Annotated in this window: 26 protein-coding genes; 1 reads left to right on the plus strand and 25 read right to left on the minus strand. The window is 39.8% G+C overall.

Annotated elements, in window-relative coordinates; all coding sequences use genetic code 11:
• Nucleotides 1-586 precede the first annotated feature (586 nt).
• The 17 genes from AC4D4A_RS10790 to AC4D4A_RS10870 all read right to left on the minus strand — a co-directional run bounded on the left by AC4D4A_RS10790 (nucleotide 587) and on the right by AC4D4A_RS10870 (nucleotide 17,730).
• Nucleotides 587-817 carry a KH domain-containing protein gene (locus AC4D4A_RS10790; RefSeq protein ID WP_490995912.1) on the minus strand — a complete coding sequence of 77 codons (231 nt, stop codon included), beginning with the start codon at nucleotides 815-817 and terminating at the stop codon, nucleotides 587-589.
• 14 nt (nucleotides 818-831) lie between these two features.
• Nucleotides 832-1,104 carry a 30S ribosomal protein S16 gene (rpsP, locus tag AC4D4A_RS10795; RefSeq protein WP_490995913.1) on the minus strand — a complete coding sequence of 91 codons (273 nt, stop codon included), beginning with the start codon at nucleotides 1,102-1,104 and terminating at the stop codon, nucleotides 832-834.
• A 95-nt stretch (nucleotides 1,105-1,199) separates the two neighbouring features.
• Nucleotides 1,200-2,546: a signal recognition particle protein gene (ffh, locus tag AC4D4A_RS10800; RefSeq protein WP_490995914.1), complete on the minus strand. Its 1,347-nt coding sequence runs from the start codon at nucleotides 2,544-2,546 to the stop codon at nucleotides 1,200-1,202.
• A gap of 11 nt (nucleotides 2,547-2,557) precedes the next feature.
• On the minus strand, nucleotides 2,558-2,896 hold the full coding sequence (locus tag AC4D4A_RS10805; RefSeq protein WP_490995915.1) for a putative DNA-binding protein: 339 nt from the start codon (nucleotides 2,894-2,896) through the stop codon (nucleotides 2,558-2,560).
• A 361-nt stretch (nucleotides 2,897-3,257) separates the two neighbouring features.
• Complete coding sequence (ftsY, locus tag AC4D4A_RS10810; RefSeq protein ID WP_490995916.1) at nucleotides 3,258-4,247, minus strand: signal recognition particle-docking protein FtsY; 990 nt, start codon at nucleotides 4,245-4,247, stop codon at nucleotides 3,258-3,260.
• Nucleotides 4,248-4,260: 13 nt separating this feature from the next.
• A complete protein-coding gene (gene smc / locus AC4D4A_RS10815) occupies nucleotides 4,261-7,830 on the minus strand; it encodes a chromosome segregation protein SMC (protein ID WP_490996026.1) in 3,570 nt (1,189 codons plus the stop codon).
• Between the two features lie 42 nt (nucleotides 7,831-7,872).
• Entirely contained in the window at nucleotides 7,873-8,598 is a 726-nt protein-coding gene (gene rnc / locus AC4D4A_RS10820; RefSeq protein ID WP_066100529.1) for a ribonuclease III, read from the minus strand.
• Between the two features lie 168 nt (nucleotides 8,599-8,766).
• A complete protein-coding gene (locus AC4D4A_RS10825) occupies nucleotides 8,767-9,000 on the minus strand; it encodes an acyl carrier protein (RefSeq protein WP_066100531.1) in 234 nt (77 codons plus the stop codon).
• Nucleotides 9,001-9,073: 73 nt separating this feature from the next.
• Nucleotides 9,074-9,820: a 3-oxoacyl-[acyl-carrier-protein] reductase gene (gene fabG / locus AC4D4A_RS10830; RefSeq protein ID WP_490995917.1), complete on the minus strand. Its 747-nt coding sequence runs from the start codon at nucleotides 9,818-9,820 to the stop codon at nucleotides 9,074-9,076.
• Nucleotides 9,813-10,772: an ACP S-malonyltransferase gene (gene fabD, locus AC4D4A_RS10835; protein ID WP_490995918.1), complete on the minus strand. Its 960-nt coding sequence runs from the start codon at nucleotides 10,770-10,772 to the stop codon at nucleotides 9,813-9,815. The genes fabG and fabD overlap by 8 nt, the downstream gene beginning before the upstream one ends.
• A 52-nt stretch (nucleotides 10,773-10,824) precedes the next feature.
• The gene (plsX, locus tag AC4D4A_RS10840; RefSeq protein WP_490995919.1) at nucleotides 10,825-11,802 is read right to left on the minus strand and encodes a phosphate acyltransferase PlsX; all 978 of its coding nucleotides are present in this window, start codon (nucleotides 11,800-11,802) and stop codon (nucleotides 10,825-10,827) included.
• Nucleotides 11,799-12,383: a transcription factor FapR gene (gene fapR / locus AC4D4A_RS10845; RefSeq protein WP_066100552.1), complete on the minus strand. Its 585-nt coding sequence runs from the start codon at nucleotides 12,381-12,383 to the stop codon at nucleotides 11,799-11,801. Before fapR ends, plsX begins: the two co-directional genes overlap by 4 nt.
• A gap of 100 nt (nucleotides 12,384-12,483) precedes the next feature.
• Entirely contained in the window at nucleotides 12,484-14,532 is a 2,049-nt protein-coding gene (gene recG / locus AC4D4A_RS10850) for an ATP-dependent DNA helicase RecG (protein ID WP_490995920.1), read from the minus strand.
• Nucleotides 14,529-14,882 carry a hypothetical protein gene (locus AC4D4A_RS10855; protein ID WP_490995921.1) on the minus strand — a complete coding sequence of 118 codons (354 nt, stop codon included), beginning with the start codon at nucleotides 14,880-14,882 and terminating at the stop codon, nucleotides 14,529-14,531. The genes recG and AC4D4A_RS10855 overlap by 4 nt, the downstream gene beginning before the upstream one ends.
• Nucleotides 14,883-14,914: 32 nt before the next feature.
• Entirely contained in the window at nucleotides 14,915-15,577 is a 663-nt protein-coding gene (sdaAB, locus tag AC4D4A_RS10860) for an L-serine ammonia-lyase, iron-sulfur-dependent subunit beta (RefSeq protein WP_490995922.1), read from the minus strand.
• 95 nt (nucleotides 15,578-15,672) lie between these two features.
• Complete coding sequence (locus tag AC4D4A_RS10865; protein ID WP_490995923.1) at nucleotides 15,673-17,349, minus strand: DAK2 domain-containing protein; 1,677 nt, start codon at nucleotides 17,347-17,349, stop codon at nucleotides 15,673-15,675.
• An 18-nt stretch (nucleotides 17,350-17,367) separates the two neighbouring features.
• A complete protein-coding gene (locus AC4D4A_RS10870) occupies nucleotides 17,368-17,730 on the minus strand; it encodes an Asp23/Gls24 family envelope stress response protein (protein WP_490995924.1) in 363 nt (120 codons plus the stop codon).
• A gap of 244 nt (nucleotides 17,731-17,974) precedes the next feature.
• Between AC4D4A_RS10870 and rpmB the strand changes: the two genes are divergently transcribed.
• Nucleotides 17,975-18,163, plus strand: coding sequence for a 50S ribosomal protein L28 (rpmB, locus tag AC4D4A_RS10875; protein ID WP_066100570.1), 189 nt, complete (start codon nucleotides 17,975-17,977; stop codon nucleotides 18,161-18,163).
• A gap of 210 nt (nucleotides 18,164-18,373) precedes the next feature.
• Here the strand turns inward: rpmB and spoVM are convergent, their stop codons facing one another.
• The 8 genes from spoVM to rsmB all read right to left on the minus strand — a co-directional run bounded on the left by spoVM (nucleotide 18,374) and on the right by rsmB (nucleotide 26,182).
• Entirely contained in the window at nucleotides 18,374-18,454 is an 81-nt protein-coding gene (spoVM, locus tag AC4D4A_RS10880; RefSeq protein ID WP_049671465.1) for a stage V sporulation protein SpoVM, read from the minus strand.
• Nucleotides 18,455-18,528: 74 nt separating this feature from the next.
• Complete coding sequence (locus AC4D4A_RS10885; protein WP_490995925.1) at nucleotides 18,529-19,173, minus strand: thiamine diphosphokinase; 645 nt, start codon at nucleotides 19,171-19,173, stop codon at nucleotides 18,529-18,531.
• 227 nt (nucleotides 19,174-19,400) lie between these two features.
• Nucleotides 19,401-20,048 carry a ribulose-phosphate 3-epimerase gene (rpe, locus tag AC4D4A_RS10890; RefSeq protein WP_490995926.1) on the minus strand — a complete coding sequence of 216 codons (648 nt, stop codon included), beginning with the start codon at nucleotides 20,046-20,048 and terminating at the stop codon, nucleotides 19,401-19,403.
• A 2-nt stretch (nucleotides 20,049-20,050) separates the two neighbouring features.
• Entirely contained in the window at nucleotides 20,051-20,932 is an 882-nt protein-coding gene (rsgA, locus tag AC4D4A_RS10895; protein ID WP_490995927.1) for a ribosome small subunit-dependent GTPase A, read from the minus strand.
• An 18-nt stretch (nucleotides 20,933-20,950) separates the two neighbouring features.
• A complete protein-coding gene (gene pknB / locus AC4D4A_RS10900) occupies nucleotides 20,951-22,984 on the minus strand; it encodes a Stk1 family PASTA domain-containing Ser/Thr kinase (protein ID WP_490995928.1) in 2,034 nt (677 codons plus the stop codon).
• A gap of 5 nt (nucleotides 22,985-22,989) precedes the next feature.
• On the minus strand, nucleotides 22,990-23,742 hold the full coding sequence (locus AC4D4A_RS10905; protein ID WP_490995929.1) for a Stp1/IreP family PP2C-type Ser/Thr phosphatase: 753 nt from the start codon (nucleotides 23,740-23,742) through the stop codon (nucleotides 22,990-22,992).
• Nucleotides 23,743-23,746: 4 nt separating this feature from the next.
• A complete protein-coding gene (gene rlmN / locus AC4D4A_RS10910; protein ID WP_490551826.1) occupies nucleotides 23,747-24,832 on the minus strand; it encodes a dual-specificity RNA methyltransferase RlmN in 1,086 nt (361 codons plus the stop codon).
• A 3-nt stretch (nucleotides 24,833-24,835) separates the two neighbouring features.
• Nucleotides 24,836-26,182 carry a 16S rRNA (cytosine(967)-C(5))-methyltransferase RsmB gene (rsmB, locus tag AC4D4A_RS10915; RefSeq protein WP_490995930.1) on the minus strand — a complete coding sequence of 449 codons (1,347 nt, stop codon included), beginning with the start codon at nucleotides 26,180-26,182 and terminating at the stop codon, nucleotides 24,836-24,838.
• Nucleotide 26,183 lies beyond the last annotated feature (1 nt).

Consider the following 26,183-nt stretch of genomic DNA (forward strand, 5'->3'; position numbering starts at 1 on the left):
AGCTGAGGCGACTGTTCAGACCCGACAAGCATAAGAGGAGGCACGTAGGGAGGCGTCCTTTCCTCCCGAAGAGACCATGCTTATGTCCTGAGCTTCTAGCCGTCGAAGCTGGATGACAACCAAAAGCTGAAAGCCCAAATTCAAGGAACGAAGACTAAATACGCCACGTCCTGTGGCAACGTCTTCATGACCTACCTCCTGTAGGCCCGTGAGGAGCATAAGACAGAGGCTCGAAAGGGGGTTTTTCCCTGTAGAGGCTATGCTTATGTCCCGAACTCCTAGCTCTTGAAGCTGGATGACAACCAAAAGCTGATGGGCCTTGCTCAGCTGCGACAAGCATAAGAGGAGGTGCGTAGGGAGAGCGCTTTTTCTCTCCCGCAGCAGCTACATTTATGTCTCGAGCGGTTAGACCCTGAAGCTGGATGACAACCAAAAGCTGAAAGGCCCTAATTCAAGGAACGAAGACTAAATACGCCACGTCCTGTGGCAACGTCTTCATGACCTACATCCTGCAGGCCCTCTTGCTCAGCCCTTAGTGAGTATGCATGAATATATAAGAAAAAGGAGGGATTGCTCCCTCCTTTTTTCAATCGCGTATTTCCAGATAGACTTTTTTGTCATTCTTGGATGCAGCAGTATACACTACTGTTCGAATAGCTTTAGCTACACGCCCCTGTTTGCCGATTACCTTCCCCATGTCTTTCTGATTGACCGACAGGGTAAAGACAATCTTATTGGCTTGTTCATCCATTGATACGGTCACGTCATCCGGATGATCGACAAGAGGCTTTACGATTGTTTCAATCAATTCTATCATAACGGACCTTTATATTACTTGCTTTGCTTCGCGTTGTGGAATTTTTCCATGATGCCTTCTTTAGACAACAAGTTACGAACTGTGTCAGATGGTTTAGCACCGTTTTGAAGCCATTGTAAAGTAAGTTCCTCGTCAATTTTCACTTCAGCTGGGTTTGCAACTGGGTTGTAAGTTCCAACTGTCTCAATGAAACGACCGTCACGAGGAGAACGAGAATCTGCTACTACAATACGATAGAAAGGAGACTTTTTAGCTCCCATACGTTTTAAACGAATTTTTACTGCCATTTTATACTTGCACCTCCGAATAGTATCACACAAGATAGTATATTACCAAATCAATATACCCTTGTAAAGTGTTTTTTCTTAACACCCATATTTTTTTACATAAAAGGTAGCTTAAAGCCGCCTTTTTTCTTACCTTTTTGCTGCATGCCAGTCATTTGCTTCATCATCTTCTTCATGTCTTCAAATTGCTTCAGAAGTCGGTTTACTTCCTGAATCGGTCTTCCGCTTCCTTTAGCAATCCGTTTACGTCTGCTGGCATTAATAATTTCAGGCTGATCCTTCTCTTTCTTCGTCATTGATTGAATGATTGCCTCAACATGAGCAATTTGCTTATCATCAATGGAAAGATTGTTCATCCCTTTAATTTTGTTTGCACCTGGAAGCATTTTTAAAATGTCATCCAGCGGTCCCATTTTTTTGACCTGTGCTAGCTGTTCGAGGAAATCATCAAATGTGAAAGAGTTTGTACGCATCTTCTTCTCGAGTTCGCGCGCTTTCTCCTCATCAACATCCGTTTGGGCCTTCTCAATCAGTGTGAGAACATCTCCCATCCCTAGAATCCTGGAAGCCATTCGTTCCGGGTGGAATGGCTCTAATGCATCCATCTTCTCACCCATACCGACAAATTTAATCGGCTTTTCAGCTACTGAACGAATTGATAATGCTGCACCACCACGTGTATCTCCATCCAATTTGGTTAAAATAACACCGGTGATTTCGAGTTGGTCGTTAAAGCTTTTAGCTACATTGACCGCATCCTGTCCTGTCATGGCATCTACAACTAAGAAAATCTCATCTGGTTTTACGGCTTCTTTAATTTCAGCCAATTCGCCCATCAGATTTTCATCAATATGCAAACGCCCTGCTGTATCGACTAAAACATAATCGCAATGCTCTTCTTTAGCTTTAGCAACCCCTTGCTTGGCAATTTCTACAGGACTTACTTGATCTCCCATAGAAAAGACAGGCATAGAGAGCTGACCACCTAAAGTTTCCAGCTGCTTAATCGCTGCCGGACGATAAATATCGGCTGCAACCAGCATTGGTTTTCGATTATATTTCTTGCGGAGCAGATTAGCCAGTTTACCTGTGGTGGTTGTTTTACCGGCACCCTGTAAACCAACCATGAGGATAACAGTTGGAGGACGATTTGAAACAGCAATCTTGCTTTGTTCGCCACCCATTAATTCCGTCAATTCTTCCTTAACGACCTTAATTACCTGTTGACCAGGTGTCAAGCTCTTTAAAACTTCTTGACCAATAGCCCTTTCATTGACACGTTTGATAAAATCCTTAACTACTTTAAAGTTAACGTCCGCTTCAAGAAGTGCGAGCTTTACTTCTCTCATCATTTCTTTTACATCAGCTTCCGTCACTTTACCCTTGCCTCGAATTCTTTGCAAAGTGCCCTGCAGTCGGTCGGCTAAACCTTCAAATGCCATTATGCCGCCTCCTAATCTAACTTTTCAAGAGATGCTATAATCTCAATCAGTTGTTCTTTAACATCATGTTCATTCATCTGTTCTGTTAAACTTCCTAACTTATTGAGCAAAAGGCTGCGTTCCTGTGATTTATAAAACAGTAAAAGCTTAGCCTCGTATTCTTCAAGCATCGCTTCTGTTCGCTTAATATTATCATAAACGGCCTGGCGGCTCACCTCATATTCATCGGCAATTTCACCCAGGGAATAATCGTCCAGATAATAAAGAGACATATAACTTTTTTGCTTTGGTGTCAGCAATGATTGATAGAAGTCATATAGGTAATTCATCCGCATTGTTTTCTCGAGCATTACTGACCCTCCAACTCTGTTAAGTGAAATACCTTTACAATATACAAGTTTAATCGGAAAATCAAAGAATGTCAAGAACCCTTATCTGAAGAGCTAAAGCTTGTGTTACCAATGGTTTACTGCCATATTTCAATTTTAAAATTACATGTAGAAAAGCGAAGTATTTATTATTTTAAAAGTTAGGTTAATCTCTAATGTGGCACCCATCGTTAAATTTCTTCTATCCTTTGCTCCTGCGTTCCCAACTGTCATATCTCGAACGATTCTCCCTACCTAAAAATCCTCTAAAATTACGTCATAGGCTCCATAAAAGAAAAAAGAGCCCGTGATCAACACTGGCTCTTCCCTTCAAAATAATGGTTTACTCTTCTGCTTCATCTACTAACTCAGCAAATAATCCATATACAAATTGTTCTGCATCGAATTCCTGCAAATCATCCATTTGCTCACCAAGGCCAGCAAATTTAACTGGAATGCCGAGCTCATTGCGAATGGCGATGACAATACCGCCTTTCGCTGTTCCATCTAGCTTTGTTAATACAATCCCGGAAACATCTGTTGCTTCCTTAAATGTTTTGGTTTGTATTAACGCATTCTGTCCAGTTGTGGCATCGAGAACCAGCAACACTTCATGTGGCGCACCCGGTACTTCACGTTCAATAACCTTCTTAACCTTTTCAAGCTCTTTCATAAGGTTAACCTTGTTTTGAAGCCTTCCCGCTGTGTCACATAGAAGGATATCCGCTTTACGTGATTTTGCAGCCTGTACAGCATCAAACATAACAGCAGCCGGATCTGAACCTGCTCCCTGTTTAATGACCTCTACACCAACCCGGTTACCCCATACTTCTAATTGTTCAATGGCACCGGCACGGAAAGTATCTCCTGCTGCCAAAAGGACCTTTTTACCCTCACTCTTATATTTATGAGCAAGTTTTCCAATCGTTGTCGTTTTACCCACACCATTCACACCAACAAACAAGATAACTGTCAGTTGATCGCCCTGGATGTTTACAGCACTGGATTTCTCCTCACCAGCCTGATAAATTTCAACAAGCTTCTCAGAAATAACGCTTCTCACATCTTTTGTATCTTTTATATTGCGGCGTTTCACTTCAAATTTCAGCTTATCAATCAATTCCATCACGGTTTCAACACCAATATCCGCCTGGATCATCACATCTTCAAGCTCTTCAAAGAAGTCTTCATCTACTTCTCTGTAGCGGGCAACTAAATCATTGACCTTTTCAGAAAATGAATTTCTTGTTTTAGTCAATCCCTGTTTGAACTTTTCAGATGTACTAGTTGTTTGTTCACTAAATTTTTCTTTTAGCTTCTTAAAAAAACTCATGTATTTACCACCTTTAAGTTGATTCAATTAATTCTTTTGATTCCTCTAACCGGACAGAAACCAGCTTCGAAACTCCTGATTCCTGCATAGTAACACCATACAGGACGTCCGCTTCTTCCATTGTTCCCTTGCGGTGCGTGATTACGATAAATTGCGTCTCTTTACTAAATTGCTTTAAGTATTGGCTGAAACGGTACACGTTCGCTTCATCAAGCGCCGCTTCCACTTCATCCAATATACAAAACGGAACCGGTCTTACGCGCAGAATAGCGAACAAGAGAGCGATGGCTGTTAGTGCACGTTCTCCACCTGATAATAAACTGAGATTTTGCAGCTTTTTACCAGGAGGCTGTGCAATGATATCCACACCGGTATTTAGTATGTCCTCTGGATCTGTTAACTTGAGCTCTGCTCGACCTCCACCAAACAGTGAAGGGAACACCAGATTAAATTCTTTTTTAATCGCATTGAAGGTAATCTCGAAACGGCGCTTCATTTCTTCATCCATTTCCTCAATCACATCAAATAATGTATCTTTTGCTTCCTGCAAATCATCTCTTTGAGCTGTTAAAAATTCATAACGCTCTGAAACGCGATCATATTCTTCAATCGCACCAATATTCACTGTGCCAAGCTCTTCGATAGAAAGCTTGATTAATTTCACTTTACGTTTCGCTTCTTCAGGTTCAACCGTAAGTGGGTATTGTTCTTTAGCTGCTTCAAAGGTGAGTGTATATTCCTCCCGAAGCGTATCCAAACGAGTATCCATTTCCACATCTAAACGATTGAGTTTGATTTCTTCGTCTTTTAATGTTTCTGATAACCCTCTATGCTGGCGTTTCCACTCTTTTAGTTCCAATTCATTTTCTTCAACAAGCTCTAATAATTCCTGTCGCTTTGCTCGTGAAGCTTCAATTTCACGAACCGCTTGTTCCTTTTGTTCCAGCTTCTCTGCTGCAGTTTGTTCCAGATTGGTTTCACCTGTGGAGCTTGATGACATTTCACCATTTAACAGGGAAAGATCTTCTTCATTTTCACGAATGTTTTGTTTAACCTCATTTAATTCTGATGTCAAACGCTCTACTTCATTCTGCTGATGCTGAAGCTGTTCGGTTTTTGATGCTAATTGAATCTTTAATTCATTCAATTCCTCTACGAGAGAATCCTTGCTCGATTGATCCATCTGCTTTTGCTCGGTATACCTGCTAATATCAGCATCCATTTGTTTAATGGATTGTTCATAGGAGGCGAGACTGTTTAGCAATTCCTTTATACGACTTTCTTTCATATGGCGTTCTTCATCAAGTGACGATTTTTCCATATCATAAATCGTTAATCGTTCATTGACATTTCGTTCCTCAAGCTGCAGCTCTCTTATTTGTCCTTTAATGGATTCTTCATTTAAACGAAGCGTTTCACCAGCTTCACGAAGACGGGTGACTTGTTTCTCAGAATCAGCTAAATCTGCTTTGATTTTCTTTACATGAGCCTCCAGCTTGGCTGTCTGCTCGTCCATTTGCGCGATTTTCTCAACAAGCTCCTCTTTTTCTCCCTTACGCGAAAGAATAGATGAACCTGATTGTCTGTTCGCTCCACCTGTCATGGCTCCACCTGGACTGACAATGTCCCCTTCAAGGGTAACAATTCTATATCGATATCCTGTAAGCTTTGCGATTTCATTAGCTCCGACCAAATCCTGAACAATAAAAACATTGCCCAAAAGACTCGTCATAACTTCTTTATACTTCTCATCATACTGAACAAGATCAGCAGCAAGCCCAATAAAAGCCTGATGAGACCCAGCAGTCTGTAAAACCTGTGAAGGAACAGACTTACCTTTTATTGTGGATAAAGGCAAGAACGTAGCTCTTCCAAGTCGATTTCGTTTTAAGAAAGCAATCGCTGTACGGGCATGATGTTCTTCTTCCACGACGATATTTTGCAGAGCTCCACCCAGGGCCGTCTCAATGGCAACCGCATAATCCTTCGGCACATTAAGTAATTCTGCAATAGCGCCTTCAATTCCATGTAATTTTTTATTCTTTTCTTTAAGGATTTCTTTTACACCCTGGAAAAACCCGGAGTAATCCTCTTCCATCTCTTCAAGCATCTCTTTTCTAGATTTTGCTTTTTGCAAATACTGATATGCCTGATAAAGAGTTTTTTCCTGTTTTTCATATTGGGTTTTTAAATTTTCATGCGAATGCTGTAGTTCACGATAACGGTAAATCTGGTTTTCAAGATCCTGCTGGACAGCATGGAGGCGGATTTCCGTTTCTTTCAAACGAGCCGTCACCTGTTCCCTAGAGGATAATAATTTGCCATTATCAAGGTCTAATTTTGCATGCTTACTTTGCTGTTGGCTTAATTGCTGTTCTAAATAGGTCAGCTCATGTTTTGCCGCAGCCTGCTGGTTTAACTGTTCAATATATTCACTTTTCAGAGCATCTATTTTAGCCTCCAGGTCTCCAGCAAAGTTACTAAGCAAATTTTGCTTTTCCTGTAATTTTTGTTTAAAGTTTTTCGTTTCTGCCTGAAGAAGATGCAATGTACCCACTTTTTCATCTCGGATACGTGAGACCTGAATTAATTTATCTCTCCAGTTTTGCAGGCTTTTTTCTAAATGCTGCTTGTTTTGGCTTGCATTCTTCATTCGTTCAATTAAAACTTGTTTACGGCCTTCTACCTTTTCAAGTTCTTCACTGACAGATAACAAAGTAGACTGTAAGGACTGAATACGATTATCCAGCTCTGTCAATTGTAAGCGGGTCGCCTCTACTGTGGATTCCTTTTTCTGAATTAATAAACTGAATTCAGAATCCTTTACTTGATGCTCTTCAAGCTGCTTTGATAGTGCAGTCCATTTTTTGTGAAGGACTTCAATTTCATATACAAGCAAGGCAGCTTCAAATTCCTCAAGTTCCTCTTTTTGCTGAAGATAATCGCGGGCAATGGATGCCTGTATCTTGAGGGGTTCCACCTGTCCCTCCAGTTCATGTAGAATATCATGAACACGGTTCAGGTTAGCCCTGGTTTCCTCAAGCTTAACCTCCGCTTTCTTCTTCCTGGTTTTATATTTTAATACACCAGCCGCTTCTTCAAATATGGTGCGGCGTTCCTCCGCTTTACTGCTTAAAATCTCTTCTACTTTCCCTTGGCTAATGATCGAAAAAGCTTCCTTCCCGAGTCCTGAATCCATGAATAAATCAACGATGTCTTTCAGTCGACATGGTTTTTTATTAATGAAAAAGTCACTGTCACCAGAACGGGTCACCCTTCTTGTGACACTAACTTCATGGAAATCAATCGGAAGGAACTGACTTTCATTATTTAATGTAAGGGTAACCTCTGCAAAGTTAAGAGCTTTTCTGGAGTCACTTCCAGCAAATATTATATCCTCCATTTTGGAGCCCCTCAACGATTTTGCAGATTGTTCACCCAACACCCAACGGATTGAATCTGTGATATTGCTTTTTCCGCTTCCATTCGGACCTACTACAGCAGTTACGCCCGAAACAAATTCAACGGAAATACGTTCAGCAAAAGATTTGAAACCTACTATATCCAATCGTTTCAAAAACAATTGTTTATCTTCTGACATGGTACCCAACTGCCTTTTAATCATTTATTTACTGCTTTTCTGCAAGTGCATCAGTGCTTGCTGCGCAGCATGTTGTTCTGCTTCTTTTTTCGATTTGCCCTTACCTGCGCCAAATTCCTTCCCATTCAAGGATACTCTGGCAATAAATTCTCTGTTGTGTGCAGGACCTTTTTCATTAAGAATTTTGTACTCCAATGTACCAATTCCGTCTTTCTGAACCAATTCCTGTAACTGGCTCTTAAAATCCATCACATGAGAAAAAGCACCGTTATCGATTTTTGGGTAGACTGATTTTTTAAGGAATTCAATTACGACATCTAACCCCTGGTCTAAGTATAATGCCCCGATAAAAGCCTCAAAGACATCTGCCAAAAGAGCTGGACGTTCCCTTCCTCCAGTCATTTCTTCCCCTTTTCCAAGTAATATTAAAGGACCAAAGGAATATTCAGTGGCGAACTTAACAAGAGAAGGCTCACACACGATCGCTGCTCTGAGCTTTGTCAATTCTCCTTCACTCATCGTATTGAATTTTTTGTATAAAAATTGTGATACAGTCAATTCCAATACCGCATCCCCCAAAAATTCCAATCGCTCATTATCTTCATATGGCTTGCGACGATGCTCATTCACATAGGATGAATGTGTAAATGCTTGTTTTAATAAATTGATGTTTTCAAACGAAACACCAAGCCGATCCTGAAATGCAATAAAATCTGCATCATTGTTTATCTTTCTTTTACTTTTCTGCATATTGACCCCCTGCTAATCTGACTAAAAAGTTTCTCACATTTTAGTATATATAAATCCAAAGAAATGGAAAAGGTGCAAATTGATAACGGTATTCTTTGATATATACAGGCTTTTATTATAATAGCATGAAAAGCCCCGTATTTATACGGAGCTTTTCATAGGAACTAATTAGTTTTGGCTTTTTATGTAGTTCACAGCATCGCCAACTGTTGAAATTTTTTCAGCATCATCATCTGAAATTTCCATACCGAATTCATCTTCAAGTTCCATAACCAATTCCACAACATCAAGGGAATCAGCACCAAGATCATCTTTAAAAGAAGCTTCAAGTGTTACTTCGGATTCATCTACACCAAGGCGATCTACGATAATTTTAGATACTTTTTCTAATACGTCTGACACAACTTCACCTCCCTTCAAGCGTTGCATCTAGTATATTGTACAAGGGTTAATCGACATATTCAATCATGAGTTATTACATAACCATTCCGCCATCGACATGAATCGTTTGGCCTGTAATATATCCGGAATCTTCCGCAGCCAGGAAAACAGCTGTTTTAGCCACATCTTCCGGCTTCCCAAATCGTCCCAGCGGTATTTGCTTAAGCATTTGCTCTCCCAAATCCTCATTTAATGCATTTGTCATATCAGTCTCAATAAATCCAGGGGCAATCGCATTTACGGTTATTCCGCGTGTTGCCAATTCTTTAGCCGATGTTTTGGTTAACCCTATGACTCCAGATTTAGCAGCTACATAATTGGCCTGACCGGCATTTCCGCTCACACCCACCACAGACGAAATATTAATAATCCGTCCCTGCCTTTGCTTCATCATTTGCCTGGATACAGCTTTTGTACAAAGGAAAACACCTTTTAAGTTTGTATTGATGACAGAATCCCAATCATCTTCTTTCATACGGACCAACAAATTGTCACGTGTGATACCAGCATTATTTATTAAAATATCAATCTTGCCTAATTTTTCTGTGACAATTTTCACCATATCAGTAACAGACTCCGCATTTGTCACATCACCTTGGATGGATATTGCTTCTCTGCCTATCTCCGTTATTTCTTTAACAACATTTTCAGCTTTTTCGCTGTTCCCGGCATAATTAACAGCAACTGAAGCCCCTTCTTTTGCCAGAGCAATAGCAATGGCACGACCGATCCCTCTAGATGCGCCCGTCACAAGCGCAATTTTCCCATCCAATTTACCCATTTGCTTTAACCTCCGCATCAAGTGAACTGACCACATTTTTACATGATTCAATATCTTTGACTGAGTATACTTTAACACCGCGGTTGATTTTCTTAACCAGGCCTGAAAGAACAGTCCCAGGACCAAATTCGATAAAGGTTGTCACACCTTCATGAATCATATACTCAACCGATTGCTGCCATTTCACTGGAGAATACAGCTGTTTGACCAGACTGTCTTTTATTTCTTCGCCAGTTCCAGCCATGGTTCCCGTATAGTTCGATATGATTGGATAATCAGGAGTCCTAATTTCTATTGTATTGAGTGTATCCGCAAGCTTACTCGCTGCGGGTTTCATCAACGAAGAGTGAAAAGGACCGCTGACTTCCAGGGGAAGCACTCTCTTTGCTCCTTTTTCCTTTGCAAGCTCTCCTGCCAATCTTACCCCATCCATTGTTCCAGAGATAATAATTTGGCCTGGGGAATTTAAGTTTGCTAATTGTACAGGATCACCTTGATTCGTTATCGTTTTCGTTACTTCTTCTAGACTTGACTCATCCATACCAAGAACAGCACTCATCGTGCCTATCCCAGATGGAACAGCCTGCTCCATATATAAACCTCGATTTCGCACGAGTTTTACCGCATCCTCGTATTGAATGGACCCAGCTGCAGCATAAGCCGTATATTCACCTAGGCTGTGGCCTGCCATATAATCAGGTTTTAAATCGGACATTTCACGAAATACGCTAAGAAGCGCTAAACTTGTAATTAACAGACTCGGCTGAGCATTGTATGTACGTGTCAATTTATCTTGCGGTCCTTCGAAAATAAGCTTACTGAACTCTTCAGCCAAGCATTCATCTGCTTTTAAAAAGAGTTTTTTCACATTTTGATAATTGTCGTAAGCATCTTTTCCCATACCTACAGTTTGTGAGCCCTGACCCGGAAAAATAAAAGCAAATTTAGTCATCATATCCCCCTAACTATTCGTCCCCTTACATTTCGTTCCCTTTTTTCTTCGTTTATTTTATTGCCTCATGAATTGTTTCTGCAACATGATGTTCGACCATAATTTTCGCCTGACGAATGGCATTATAGAATGCATTGGCATCTGAGGAACCATGCGCTTTAATGACAGGTGCTTTTAATCCAAATAGACCTGCACCGCCGTATTCAGAGTAATCCAGCTTATTTTTCAGCTCTTTAAAACCTGGCTTTAAAACAGCTGCGGCCAGTTTGCTCTTTAAATCGACCATCATTGCTTCTTTTAACATTTTAAATAAAGCAGAAGCCGTACCTTCAGTTGTTTTTAAAACCATGTTTCCGGTAAACCCGTCGGTTACGACAACATCAGCTACTCCATTTAACAAATCCCGAGCTTCTACATTACCGATAAAATTAAAGTCCGCATCCTTCAATAAAGCAAATGCCTGCTTGGTAAGCTCATTCCCTTTTTTATCCTCGGTACCAATATTCAATAAACCAACTCGCGGTTTTTCAATATTGCGGACTTTCTCAGCATAAACAGACCCCATCAAGCCATATTGGTATAGATGCTCTGGCTTCGCATCAGCATTGGCCCCCACATCCAACAGAACAAATCCCTTTCCATCAATTGTCGGTAATGTCGGGCTAAGTGCAGGTCGATCAATTCCATCAATTCTTCCAACCACAAAGAGACCTGCGGCCATTAGAGCTCCCGTATTTCCTGCTGAGATGCACGCATCGGCCTGTCCATCTTTAACATACTGAGCAGCAAGCACCATGGAAGCATTTTTCTTTCTTCGCACGGCTCTTACTGGTTCATCATCACCCGTTATAACCTCATTCGTATGGATAATGGTTATCCGTTCATCTGAAGTTAAATGCTTTCTAATTTCAGCTTCATCGCCAATAAGCATAATTTCTAGTTCCGGGAAAGATTTAATCGCTTTTTCTGCGCCTTTCACAGACTCTTTTGGTCCGTGGTCTCCACCCATAGCATCTAATGCAATTTTCATTCTTGTTCATCCTTTTTCTCTGTAGTCGTTCGGTACATGGAAAACTCCCCTTTAAATACAAGCTCCTTACCTACATAGCTATGCACAGTAATCAGGGATCTTCCTTTATCGTTATCCACTTCAATAACCTTTGCTTTGGCAATTACACGATCGCCTTCATACACAGATTTTGTGAAGTGGATGGCAGCTTTTGCTGTTAATGCCAGTTCCTCATTCGTTACCGCAACTGCCAGTGAATTGGCTTGTGCGAATAAATGATGCCCTCTGGCTATTTTATTTCTTTTAAATACATGTTCAGGTTTTATATCCAACAAGGAAATAGCACTGTTATCTAAATCAAGATCAATAATATCCCCGATTATTTCATCAACAGGTAAAGATTTAATCTCGTCTGTCATTCTTTTCTCAGCGACAGACTTTATTCGTTCTCTCAATTCCGGGATGGATAGCTCGAGGCGATCCAGGCGAATCGTTTGGATACTAACCTTTAATTGTTCAGCCAGTTCCTCATCGGTAATAAAAGGATTATCCTGTATCATATCCTTTAATATAGCTTGTCTATCCTTCTTGTTTCTTTTCAAAAACTTCACCTTCCGAAGTGTTATGACTAGGTACTAATAGTAGTATATAATTTAGAAAACCAGATTGCAAGAATTTTTCGGTTATCACGCAACCTGTCAATCAATCTAATTTCTCTCCCTCAAGAACTCCAGAGCCAGCCAGATAATCTCTTAGGTATTTATACTTTTCGTCAGTCCAGAATTCTTTTCCTGAAATTAACTCTTCGGCATCCTTCCTGGCCGTTTCAAGCGCACGGTAGTCATGTACCATGTCTGCTATCTTAAATTCAGGTACGCCACTCTGCTTTCTGCCAAAAAAGTCCCCAGGTCCTCGTAATTCCAGATCCTTCTCACTCAATGCGAAACCATCAGTTGTATCGCACATTGCATTCAATCGTTCAATTCCAACCTCTGTTTTTGGATCTGCAATTAAGATACAATAGGATTGATCTGCGCCCCGACCTACACGTCCTCTTAATTGATGAAGCTGCGACAAACCAAATCTTTCAGCATCATAAATCACCATCACAGTAGCATTGGGTACATTCACACCAACTTCCACAACGGTCGTTGATACGAGCACTTGAATGTCATTATTTCCGAAACCGCGCATGATTTCATCCTTTTCATCTGAATGAAGCTTACCATGCATAAGCCCAACAGAATATTTCGGACTAAAATACTGCGTCATAGCGGTATGAACATCCAATACATTTTGCAAATCCAGCTTTTCTGATTCCTCAATCAGAGGACAAATCACATATGCCTGCCGTCCATTGTCCAATTCCTTGCTCATAAATGCTAGAATTCTGTCTAACATATTATGCTTGGCCCAATACGTTTCTATTTTTTTCCTTCCGGATGGCATTTGATCAATGATTGATACATCCATTTCACCAAATACCGTTATCGCAAGAGTTCTTGGAATAGGCGTAGCGGTCATGAATAATACATCGGGGCTCTCCCCTTTTTCCCTCAATACACGACGTTGCTCCACACCAAAACGATGTTGTTCATCTGTAATGACAAGGCCGAGGTTTTTGAAATTAACATCCTTTTGTATTAAAGCATGTGTTCCTATTAATATATCGATTTCACCTTGTTCAAGCATCTCCATCATTTCTCGCCGGCGTTTTCCCTTCACACTCGATGTAAGAAGAGCTACATTTACACCAAAGGGCTGCAGGAGTTCAAACAGGGAATTGGCATGCTGCTCCGCCAAAATTTCAGTCGGTACCATTAAAGCGCCCTGATAACCAGCAGTTACTACAGCGTAAAGAAGGATTGCTGCCACTACCGTTTTTCCAGAACCAACATCCCCCTGGAGCAGTCGATTCATTCGATAAGGAGACCGTAAATCCTGCGCAATTTCATTTACGACCTTTTTTTGTGCATCTGTCAGCTCAAATGGTAGAGAAGCAATAAACTTCTTCAATTTCGTATTATCGTACATATGAGATTGTCCGTTTGAATTTTCCCTTTTAACTTTCCTAAGGGCTTGCATTTTAATTTGAAACAATAAAAATTCCTCGTAGACAAATCTCCTGTGTGCATGCTTTACTTCAGCAGCGTTTTGAGGAAAATGCAAGTAACGTAAGGCAAGGCCTCTTTCCGGTAATTTATATTGGGTAAGATAGTGTTCAGGTAGAATTTCTACAAGATCCTCTCTATGGGCAAGATACGCATTTTTAATCCATTTACGCAGTGATTTGACAGAGATATCACCTTTTGTATGATAAACTGGTTCAAATTCCTGCTCCCTCGCCTCTGAACCGAGTTTATATTCAGATGCCGTCAGGGTTAAGCGGTTTTTATCCCATTTACCTGTTACCGTTATCGTTTCATTCAGTTTTAATTTGTTTTTCATATAGGGTTGATTGAAGAATGTAACCGTAATAATGTGGCGTCCCGTTAAAAGCTTAACATTTAAGCGGGATTTTTTTCGTCCGAAATAGGTTAAATTAGGGGCTGATTGAATAACACCCTCAATCGTTAGACGTTCATCATGGGCTGCTTCCACGATATCTTTAATTCGAAAATCTTCATAGCGATACGGAAAATATTCAAGCAAATCCGCAACTGTATAGATGCCAAGGTTATTAAGCTGCAGAGCGGATTCAGGTCCTATCCCCTTTACTGTATCTACTGATAAATCATTTAGTCTACTCATTTTTTATCCTTTGATGTTCTAAGTATTTTTTCATTCAATTCTTTGCCCGTTAGTGTAGCAGCTAATCCACCTTGAGCTGTTTTACGCAATGCAACCGGTATCGTTTGCCCGATGTTATCCATTATTGCTTCAATTCTTTCTTCACATAGGATGCTAAACCCTGAATGAGAACGAATGCCATCCCATCCTCTTTCGATAGTTTGTTCCAAAACAGCCGGAATTTGATCCATCTGCTTGATAAGCGTTTCCTTTGATAGTACGATGCACTTCATTTCCTGCTGAATCATGTCAAATATCTTCTCACCTTTACTTTCAGCAAGTTCAACTAATTCGGCAACATTGCGAAACATACAGTAACCTCCTAATAAAGGGTAGTCTGCTTTTAATCTGAAACTTTTGTAACTTGTGTTACATGATTCAGCAATGAAATTTCCTCTACTATATCATCACCGATATTTTGATCGACCTCTATTGTCATTAGAGCCATTTTCCCTACATCTTTTCGCGATACTTCCATATGACCAATATTAATCTCATGCTTGGCCAGGATATTAGAAACACTTGCTATAGCTCCGAAACGATCGTCGTGTACAACTAAAATGGCCGGGTGATGGCCTGATAAGCGTAATTCAAACCCATTCAGTTCAAGTATTTCTATTTTTCCACCGCCAATAGAAATGCCGACTAATTCCATTTCTCCGGCATCATCACCCATCCTAATTCTGGCTGTATTTGGATGATCTGTTACAGCATCTTCTTCTACAAAGGTAATTTCTATGTTCTGCTCTTTTGCTATGTCAAGAGATTGAATAAGGCGTGTATCCGAAGTATCGTAATCTAATAACCCAGCCACAATGGCGACATCTGTTCCATGTCCCTTGTACGTTTTAGCAAATGAACCATAAAATGAAATAATGGCCCATTTAGGCTGTCTATTAAACAGGCTTCTCGCCACCCGTCCTATTCGTGCAGCCCCAGCCGTATGAGAACTGGAAGGGCCAACCATGATTGGGCCGATTATATCAAATCCACTTTTATATTTCATTTCTTACCCTCTCCCAGTAAAAATTAAAAAATCTTTACATACTGAAATAGAAGGGGTATCCCCCTTCTATTAATGTGATGATCTATATATGCTTTTTATTCAGCTGCAAAAATATAGGAGTACAATGGCTGTTTTCCGTTATGCACTTCAACTTCTACTTCTGGGTAGCTATCCGCGCAGTATTGAACTAGACGGTCAACTTCATCCTGTGAGCTCTCTTCACCATAAAGAATCGTTAAGATTTCAGCATCATCCAGAATGTTTTCAAGCACTTGTTTAGCCGCTTCCACTCTATCCTTATTTTTCACTTTAATCTTACCATCAATTAGGCCCATATAGTCGTTTTTCTCGATTTCAAGCCCTTCAATGTTTGTGTCACGTACTGCAAACGTAACTTGTCCTGTTACGACACTCTCTAGAGCGTCCTTCATTATACCTTCATTCTCGCTCGCTGATGCAGCAGGATTAAAGGATAGCAAGGCAGTTAACCCTTGAGGAATCGTCTTACTAGGAATTACGGTAACAGCCTTTTCCATTACATCGGAAGCCTGTTCAGCTGCCATAATAATATTTTTATTATTTGGAAGGATGTATACATGATCTGCATTAACAGATTCAATTGCTTTTACGATATCTTCAGTTGAAGGGTTCATAGTTTGTCCGCCTTCAATCACCACATCTGCACCGATGCTTCTGAACAAATCAGCAATCCCTTCACCCATAGCAATCGCCACTACACCAAAATCTTTCTTCTCCATTTTTACAGGTGCAGCTTCTCGTAAGTCATTCGCAGTTTCGTTTAAAATCGTTGAATGCTGTTCACGCATATTCTCAATTTTGATTTTAATCAAGCTGCCGTATTGTTGAGCGTAATTTAAACAGTTCCCTGGATTTTCTGCATGCACATGGACTTTTACGATATCCTCATCTGCAATGACAAGCAGGGAATCACCGTATTGGCTTAAGTCATTTCTGAACTGCTCTTCATTGAAAGGATTCTCAGCAATCTTTTCAGGTTCAAAACGGACCATGAACTCTGTGCAATATCCAAATTCGATATCTTCTGTTTTCATATGTCCCTGAACATTGATATGATGCTCTGCCTTTACAAGCTCATCCATTTTAGGCATGGATTCAGGTGTTTCAGCAAGCTTTTCACCTTTCAATTCAGCCAGAAATCCTTCATAAACGAAAACTAATCCCTGACCGCCACTATCTACTACGCCTACTTCTTTAAGCACTGGCAATAAATCAGGAGTACGTTTTAATGAAGCTTTAGCCTCTTTCAAAATAGCTTCCATTATTGCAATGATATTTGTTTCCGTTTCAGAAGCCGCAAGGCCTGCTTTGGAAGCTTCTCTTGCAACCGTCAGGATTGTTCCTTCAACAGGTTTCATAACCGCTTTGTAGGCAGTTTCTACACCAGCTTCAAATGCCAAGGCAAATTCCTTACCATCAATGGTTGCTTTTGGTTCAATGTTTTTTGCAAATCCCCTGAATAATTGGGATAAAATAACGCCTGAGTTTCCACGCGCTCCCATCAACAATCCTTTAGCTAAAGAAGAACCAACCTTACCAATATGGTCCTGTACATTATTTTTCACTTCTTTAGCACCTGATGTCATGGAAAGATTCATATTTGTTCCTGTATCCCCATCAGGCACAGGAAATACGTTTAATGAATCAACTAATTTAGCGTTGGCAGACAGCCTGTTCGCACCCTGTATGACCATTTCGGCGAATCTTTTGCCGTCAATAGATGTTATAGCCACTCAAATTTCCTCCTTAAATTACGGATTCGTAACACGAACCCCTTGAACATAGATATTAACGGATTCTACCGAAAGTCCAACAGTTTGGCTTAATGTATATTTAACCTTAGATTGAACATTATGAGCTATTTCGGATATTTTTGTTCCGTAGCTTACAATGATATACATATCGATATGTAATTCATCTTCAACCTGTCTGACTACGACTCCTTTGGAAAAGTTCTCTTTACGCAGTATTTCACTTATTCCGTCTTTAATCTGATGTTTTGAAGCCATACCGACGATCCCGTAACAATCTACGGCTGCTCCACCAGCAATGATTGCTAATACATCATTAGAAATATCTATTTGTCCGTATTTTGTACTCATTTCAATGGACATGTTTGTTCCCCCTTTATAGTAACCATAGCTAGAATCCATTTTACTATAATCACTTTTGAATGGAAAGCCTTTATCCTTTTCCAATTAATCAAAGATAAAATAGTATGTCAAGGTTTTTTTCTTGAAAGACCCTTTCAATTGTATTGCATTATAGCGATAGGTATGTTAAATTATTAAAGTATCTTTTGAAGAGACCGACTAAAAAAGAAATGATTAATATAGGCAGTAAGGAGGGAATTGGGCTATGTCACGCAAATGTGTTATTACCGGCAGAAAAACAACTTCCGGAAACCATCGTTCTCATGCCATGAACGCTAACAAACGTACATGGAAAGCTAACGTTCAAAAAGTTCGTATTCTTGTTAACGGAAAACCGAAAAGAGTATACGTTTCTACAAGAGCGTTAAAATCTGGTAAAGTTGAACGCGTATAATAAACGAAAACAAGCATCCTTTTAAAGGATGCTTGTTTATTTTTCCCATTATAAACCCTGTTTAGTCTTGTGTTCTTGAATATTTTTATAAAAATAAAACCACTTGAGGAAAAATTTTATATTTTCCAGGACTAAGCGTAAGGCATGAAATTTTTATAAAGATTTAAATTAAACATAAGAAAAACACCCTTTTACAGGGTGCATATTTAATTATCCTTTCTTAAAAGCTCCCAACATCGCCTTGACGATTCCTCCTAAAAAGCGGGGCAATTTAATTGTATAAAATTTCATTGTGTCCCTCCTTAGCTCTGCCCGGTTCTCATTATTCATTTTTCATTTATATAGTAAAAATTCCAACACATAAATTAATCTGTGCTTCTTATCACCAATAATATGCCTTTCAAAAACGAAAAAGTACCAGTTTTAAAATTTAATTCATTGCTAACAGATATTGTCCGGCCACGATAAAGAGTGACATTTGATAATGGATATTTAAAGTTTACAAGGGTTATCCCCTCTATTTCTTCGGTTATTGGTATAAACGATATGTATTTAAACTTAGTCTCATCCAACACATAGGAACCGGGTTTAAAAAGTGTGATTTCATTGTTACGATCCACTATTCTTGTAGGAATCCCTGCTTTCATATGCTTATCCTCTGCCAGCATCATAATATTCGCCAATGTATGGTCCATTCTGCCGCCCGTAGCCCCATAAATCGTGATTCTATCCGGTGCTTGCTTATAAGCCCATTCAAGAGCTAATTCCAGGTCTGTAGCATCTTTTTCAGGAGGATACTCATAAAAATGTTCACTATTCTTCCGTACACGTTTGAGCTCATCCTTAGAGATTGAATCAAAATCACCAAACACACTATACAGATGAATACCGGCCTCTAAAATTTGTAGCGAGCCCCGATCAACACCAACCCAAATCATCTCTTTGCTATTTAACTTCCTTAAATCTGGAATATATATGTCAGGTCCGCCGGCGACGATATTTATTTCCATAACGTCAGCTCCTTTACTAATTTTCACAAAAAAAGGGTTATCCTCTTTTAGTGAATGGACAACCCTTTACTTTTTATTATATGATTCTTTACTAATTCAGATACCAGATCTGAATACCCTTGAGATCCAAAATCTGCTCACTACTTTTATACTTACACTGACCTGGCTAATAGGCTTAGAATCATTTGTAGGCCATAAATAAACGGCATTACTAACCAATAAGAAAATCATTCACCACGGATGGCTGCAATTGCTTTCTTTCTATCTTCCTTATTATATATAGCCGATCCGGCCACTAGAACTGTTGCACCTTTTTCAATGCATAACTTGGCAGTTTCCTCATTAACACCGCCATCAATCTCTATTTCTATAGATAAGCCTTTTTCTTTGATCATTTTATCTACTTGCTCTATTTTATCAAGAACACTTGGAATAAAGGCTTGTCCACCAAAACCAGGATTGACTGACATGAGGAGGACCATATCAAGATCATCCAAAATATATTCCAATACGGCAGGTGACGTCGCTGGATTTAATACTACTCCTGCCTTTACCCCATAGGATTTGATTAATTGAATCGTACGATGCAAGTGTGTACATGCTTCCGCATGAACTGTTATATAGTCAGCACCGGCCTTTGCAAAGGCTTCAATATATTGGTCGGGATTTTCAATCATGAGATGAACATCAAGCGTTAATTTGGTGATAGGACGTATAGAGTCAACAATAAGCGGACCAATCGTGATATTAGGAACAAAATGACCATCCATTACATCGATATGAATCCAATCTGCTCCCCCTCTTTCTACATCCCGTATTTCCTCTCCCAATTTCGAAAAATCAGCTGATAATATGGATGGAGCAATTTTAACCATCGTTAATACCTCGGCTTTCTCTCTTTTATTTCCTCCAGAAACTGCAAATAATGCTCGTATCTATATTTCTGGATTTCCCCAGCTTCAACACTATGCTTTACAGCACATTTTGGTTCTTTTACATGCAGGCAGCCTCTAAATTTGCATTCTGAGCCTTTCTCCCTAATTTCAGGGAAACAGCCCGGCAGCTCCTCCGCTTCTATTTCTGTAAATTCTAGCGAACTGAAACCCGGTGTGTCAGCTAATAAGCCATCACCAAGGTCAATAAGCTCCACATGTCTCGTTGTATGCTTACCCCTGCCCAAATGGGAGGAAATGATATTAGTTTTTAAATTAAGAGTAGGATCAAGCACATTTAACAAGGATGACTTTCCTACTCCGGATTGTCCTGCAAATACTGAGATTTTCCCCCGCAAGAAAGGCATTAACTCTGAAACTCCCGCTTCTTCCAGGGAAGACGTTAATATAACATCATAGCCAATTGCCCTGTATTGATCGGCATAATCATGAATCCTTTTTTCATCCTTAGCTTCCAGCAAATCCATTTTACTGATACAAATAATTGGAGCAATATTCTTGGATTCAACCAAAACGAGAAATCGATCCAATAAACTTGTACTGAAATCTGGTTCTGCAGCGGAAAATACGAGAATCGCTTGATCCACATTCGAAATAGGAGGACGTACCAATTCATTTTTGCGTTCTTTAATTTCCATTATATATCCATCTGTTGGATTTTCCGCTTGATAAATAACTCTATCTCCAACAAGCGGAGTAACCTTTTGTTTTCTGAAAACACCTCGGCCTCTGCATTGAATGATTTGATCTTCATCCGCTACATAATAAAAGCCGCTCAGTGCCTTAATAATTTTTCCTTCAGGCATATATTCCCTCCTTTAAAATTAACTGTCCGAATAACTAATAACGCCCTCATCATAAACACTGTTATCCTTTATAATCTTATACCCTGCTTTTCCATCATGCGGGATAGTAAATTGCAACGTTTTTTTGACAGTTGAAGTCATTTCAAACGTTTCAACAGGTTCTGTCATATTGTTATTTAAGTCCTCAATTAGAATGGTCACTGTTTGTGGCACACCGGCTAATTCTTCATCATACGTTATGGTAACCTCTTTACTCATAACCTTAGGAGGAATTTCTTCTTCTCCTTTTGAAACTGTTACTTTGACTTCCGACCCAATCTCAACAGCAGTCCCGGCAGCCGGTTCCTGGGAAATTACTTGTCCCTCTTTAATTTTCGAACTGTACTCCTCTTTTGCGATTGTTATCTTTAACCCGGTATCAGCCTCATAATCATCCAGTGCTCTCTGGTTGTAATCCGTTAAATCTTTCAGGGTAATTTTAGCTGGTCCGCTGCTCAACGTTAATTTCAAAATTGTTTCCGAAGGGATGACCTCGTCCCCTTGTCTAGGATCCTGTTCAAGTACAGTCCCTACTTCTGAATCGTCATTTACTCGCTCTATCTCAATATCTTTGAATCCGAAACCCTCAATGAGTGATTTAATATCTTCATAATTGCGGTCCTCATAATCGAGAACTTCTACCTGTTCTTTGCCACTGCTGAAAAATACATTAATAACTGAACCTTCCTTAACGGTATCACCTGCTTCAGGATCAGTGTTTATGACATTTCCTGCGGCAATTTCCTCATCAGGCTTTTCAACCGTCTCACCGATTTCAAAACCTTGTTCAATTAGAGTCGACAGGGCGTTTTCCAATTGTTCATCCCTTACATCAGGTACTTTAACATCCTTTGCTGCGAGCATTCCCGGCAAAAATAAGACAGCCAGAACAGCAAGCAAAATTAGACTGGCTAAAATAATCCCAATTATTTTAGGCCATTTTTTCTTTTTCTTCGGCTGTTGCTTTTGCTTTGTTTTATCTTTCTTTTGCTTCTGTTTTTGCTTTTTGTTTTTTAAAAATCCTTTTTTACCACTTGATTGTTCCGCGGGTTCCATCATCACGGTATCTTCATCCGGAGTGAGGATTTTCGTTTCATCGTGATCTTCATACAATTCATCGTTTGTAATAATCGGAATCGCTTTTGTCACATCATCATCACTTGGTATGGTAAATTTACTTTCATTTAATCTTTCTGGATTTAAAGCCGTCTCTATATCTTGTTCCATTTCATCTACACTTGAATATCGGTGAAATGTATCCTTTGCGGTTGCCTTCAGAATGATATTTTCCACACTTTGAGGTATGGCCGGATTCCATCTTCTTGGAGACGGCGTCTCTGATTGAAGGTGCTTCAGGGCTATAGAAACAGCAGACTCTCCTGAAAAAGGCAGTCGACCTGTAAGTAATTCAAACATCACGATCCCCAAAGAATAGATATCGGACTTTTTATTTGCCATACCGCCTCTTGCTTGTTCAGGAGACAAATAATGAACCGACCCAAGAACAGAGTTCGTTTGAGTTATGGACGTTGCACTGAGAGCCATCGCAATCCCAAAGTCAGTAATTTTCACATTGCCGTCATGATCAATTAATACATTATGCGGCTTAATGTCTCTATGTACAATATGGTTCTGATGGGCATGTGTGACCGCTGATGTAATTTGTTTCATGATATCCAATGCTTTTTCAACTGGAATTGGCGAATAGGCCTGAATATATTGCTTTAAGGTCATACCATCAACAAATTCCATCACAATATAATAGATATCGCCTTCTTCTCCAACATCATAAATACTTACAATGTTTGGGTGAGTCAGACTTGTGGCGGATTGTGCTTCCCGATGAAAGCGCCTGATAAATTCCTCATCATTGGAAAAGTCCATACGAAGAATTTTTAATGCTACATCCCGATCAAGAATCATATCTCTTGCCAGATAAACATTAGCCATGCCGCCTCCGCCAATCATACGGAGGATTTTATATCTATCGCTAATTCGTTTGCCGGTCAACATATAACTCACCCTCTTTCACTTTCAAAGCTGTGCAGAAGGATTACTAGAGTTATATTATCTTCTCCTCCGTTTTCATTAGCTTTTTGAATAAATGTATCTGCAATATGGTCTAAAGAATCATTGCCTGTAATAATGGTTTCTATTTCGGTTTCAGATAGTTTATCAGAGAGGCCGTCTGAACATAATAACAGACGGTCCCCTTCCTCAAAACTGATTGTTTTAATATCAACATCCACACTATTTTCTGTTCCAAGAGCGCGAAGAATGACATTTTTTCTAGGATGATGTGCGGCGTCTTCTTTAGATATTTGACCGGAACGGACAAGCTCATTAACCAGGGAATGGTCTTCTGTTACTTGTTTAAATCCGCTATCATTAAGCAGATAACATCTCGAATCTCCAACATTCACAATGGTGGCTGTTTTGTCTGTACAAATTACGCCAACTATTGTTGTCCCCATTCCTTCACATTCCTCGTGTGACATGGAGTGCTCAAAAATTTCATGGTTAACCCGTTTAATCTGCTCCTCCAAAAACAATTCGATTGAACTTGGCGAATCAGACTGCAACTCGGTTTCCCATGCTTCTTTTAGTTTGGAAACAGCCATTTCACTTGCTACATCACCAGCTTTGTGACCACCCATTCCGTCGGCAATGACAGCAAAAACCATTTGAGGATTTTCCTTGTAAAATATACCACCCTGATCCTCATTATGGATTCTCACCTTGCCCCGGTCTGTCCTAAAAACTGCCTTCATCCCTTCACCTCGTCTCTTCTTTCCTCTCTTTTGCTCTTAGTTGTCCGCAAGCCGCATCAATATCATGCCCTTGCTCTCTTCTCGTAGTGACATTTATGCCTTGATCCTTCAATGTTTTTTCAAACAGATCGATTTGCTCTCTTGGTGTCCGGACATAATCCCGTTCTGGAACATAGTTAACCGGTATTAAATTTACATGGCATTTTATATCTTTGATAAGTGCGGCAAGTTCGAGCGCATGCTCTACCTGGTCATTTTCACCACCAAAGAGACCATATTCAAATGTAATCCTTCTGCCCGTTTTTTCAACATAGTACTTAACAGCTTCCATTAACTGCGGAAGCTTGTATGCTCTGTTAATAGGCATAAGCTTACTGCGAAGTTCAGTGTTTGGTGCATGCAGGGAAATCGCAAAATTAATTTGCAATTTCTCATCTGCAAATTTATATATTTTAGGAATGATTCCACTAGTTGAAACCGTTATATGACGTGCTCCGATATTTAACCCTTTATCATGGTTAATGATCCGTAAGAATCCCATCATATTATCATAGTTATCAAATGGTTCTCCGATACCCATGATGACTACGGAGCTAACACGCTCATTAGTTTCATCAAGGGCCTGCTGCACTTTTACAACCTGCGCAACAATTTCGCCTGCTTCTAGATTTCGCTTTAACCCGCCCAGAGTGGATGCACAGAATGTACAGCCTATTCTGCAGCCAACCTGTGTGGTTACACAGACTGAGTTTCCATAATCATGGCGCATTAATACGGTCTCGATTGAATAACCATCCTTCAATTCAAATAAGAATTTAATCGTGCCGTCTTTTGATGTTTGCTTGATTAGTGTATTTAAAGTGGTTAATGTAAATGATTCTTCCAATTTTGTACGTAAATTTTTAGAAAGGTTCGTCATATCTTCATAAGTAGAAACCCTTTTTTCATATAACCATTCAAAAATTTGTGTTGCCCGGAATGCTTTTTCTCCGTTTTCTTCAAGCCATTCTTTCAGTTGATCTAATTGTAAGGAATATATAGATGGGAGTTGCTCCTGTTTCTTTACTTCCTTAGCTGTTGTTTGTTCCATTCCTTATGCCTTCTTTCGAATAGAAGCAATAAAAAATCCGTCGCTTCCAAAATATTGAGGTAGTACTTGCAAACTATTATCCATTATATATGGTCTTACCGGTTCCGGCATTCTATCCTTTAGGGTAAGATCCTTTTCAAACTCAGGATGCGCCTGTACAAACGCATCAATCACATCATTATTTTCATCATTGCCAACAGTACAAGTACTGTAAACTATTGTACCGCCTTTTTTTACCAATTGGGACACTTGATGTAAAATATCAAATTGAATTTTCGCAAGCGCGCTCAAATCGTTCTCGCTTTTTGTATACTTAGCATCCGGTTTACGCTTTAACACTCCCAGTCCTGAACAAGGAGCATCGACAAGGACTTTATCAAACATCTCTGTTTCAAAAAATTCTTGCGTTTTTCTTGCGTCCATTTGTTTGGTTACAATATTCGATAAACCAAGGCGTTTTGCCTGCATATCAATTAATTTAGTTTTATGTGCATGAAGGTCAAGTGCGTAAATTTGTCCGGTATCATTCATCTTTTCTGCCATATGCATGGTTTTCCCGCCTGGAGCTGCACAGCTATCAAGAATCGTATCATTTTCTTTCGGTGCTAATGCATAAGCTACAAGCATAGAGCTCTCATCCTGTATGCTAAAAAGTCCTTCTTTAAAGCTAGCTGACAAAGCCATATTACCTTTGAGGCAGCGAATTCCTTCTTCTATTAAAAGACTTGATTCAACCATGTATCCTTCGCTTTTCAGCTTTTCCATCAATTCTTCCCTGCTGATTTTCGTCAGGTTTACTCTTCCGGTTTGAACAGGAGCATGCAAGTTCTCCTCACACATTTCCTTGGTTTTATCCACTCCAAATTCCTCTGCCCACTTTCTTACAAGCCATAATGGATGGCTTGTTGCGACTGAGATCTTTTCCAGGGGATCTTTTATGTCATCCAAAGACGGAACTCCTTCACGCTGGATAGACCTCAGTACACCATTAACCAATGAGGCAATTCCGCGATGACCGCGTTTTTTCGCAATTTCCACTGCTTCATGAATCGCAGCCCGATCAGGAACCCGATCAAGATATAGCATTTGAAAAACAGTCATTTCAATGAGCAATAACACCCATGATTGAAGCTTTTTAGGGTTTTTAATAAACGGCCTTACATAGTATTCCAATGTCATTTTCCGTTGTATTGTTCCATACGTCAGCTCGGTCAACAATCCTACATCCTGCGGGGAAAGTTCATTTTCTTTTATGGCATGGTTTAATGATAGATTACTGTATGCCTGGCTTTTTTCGACAGACACCAGAATATCAAGCGCTACTTCTCTTACATTCTTTTTTTGTGGCATT

The sequence above is a fragment of the Pradoshia sp. Z5_111 genome, assembly GCF_058267535.1.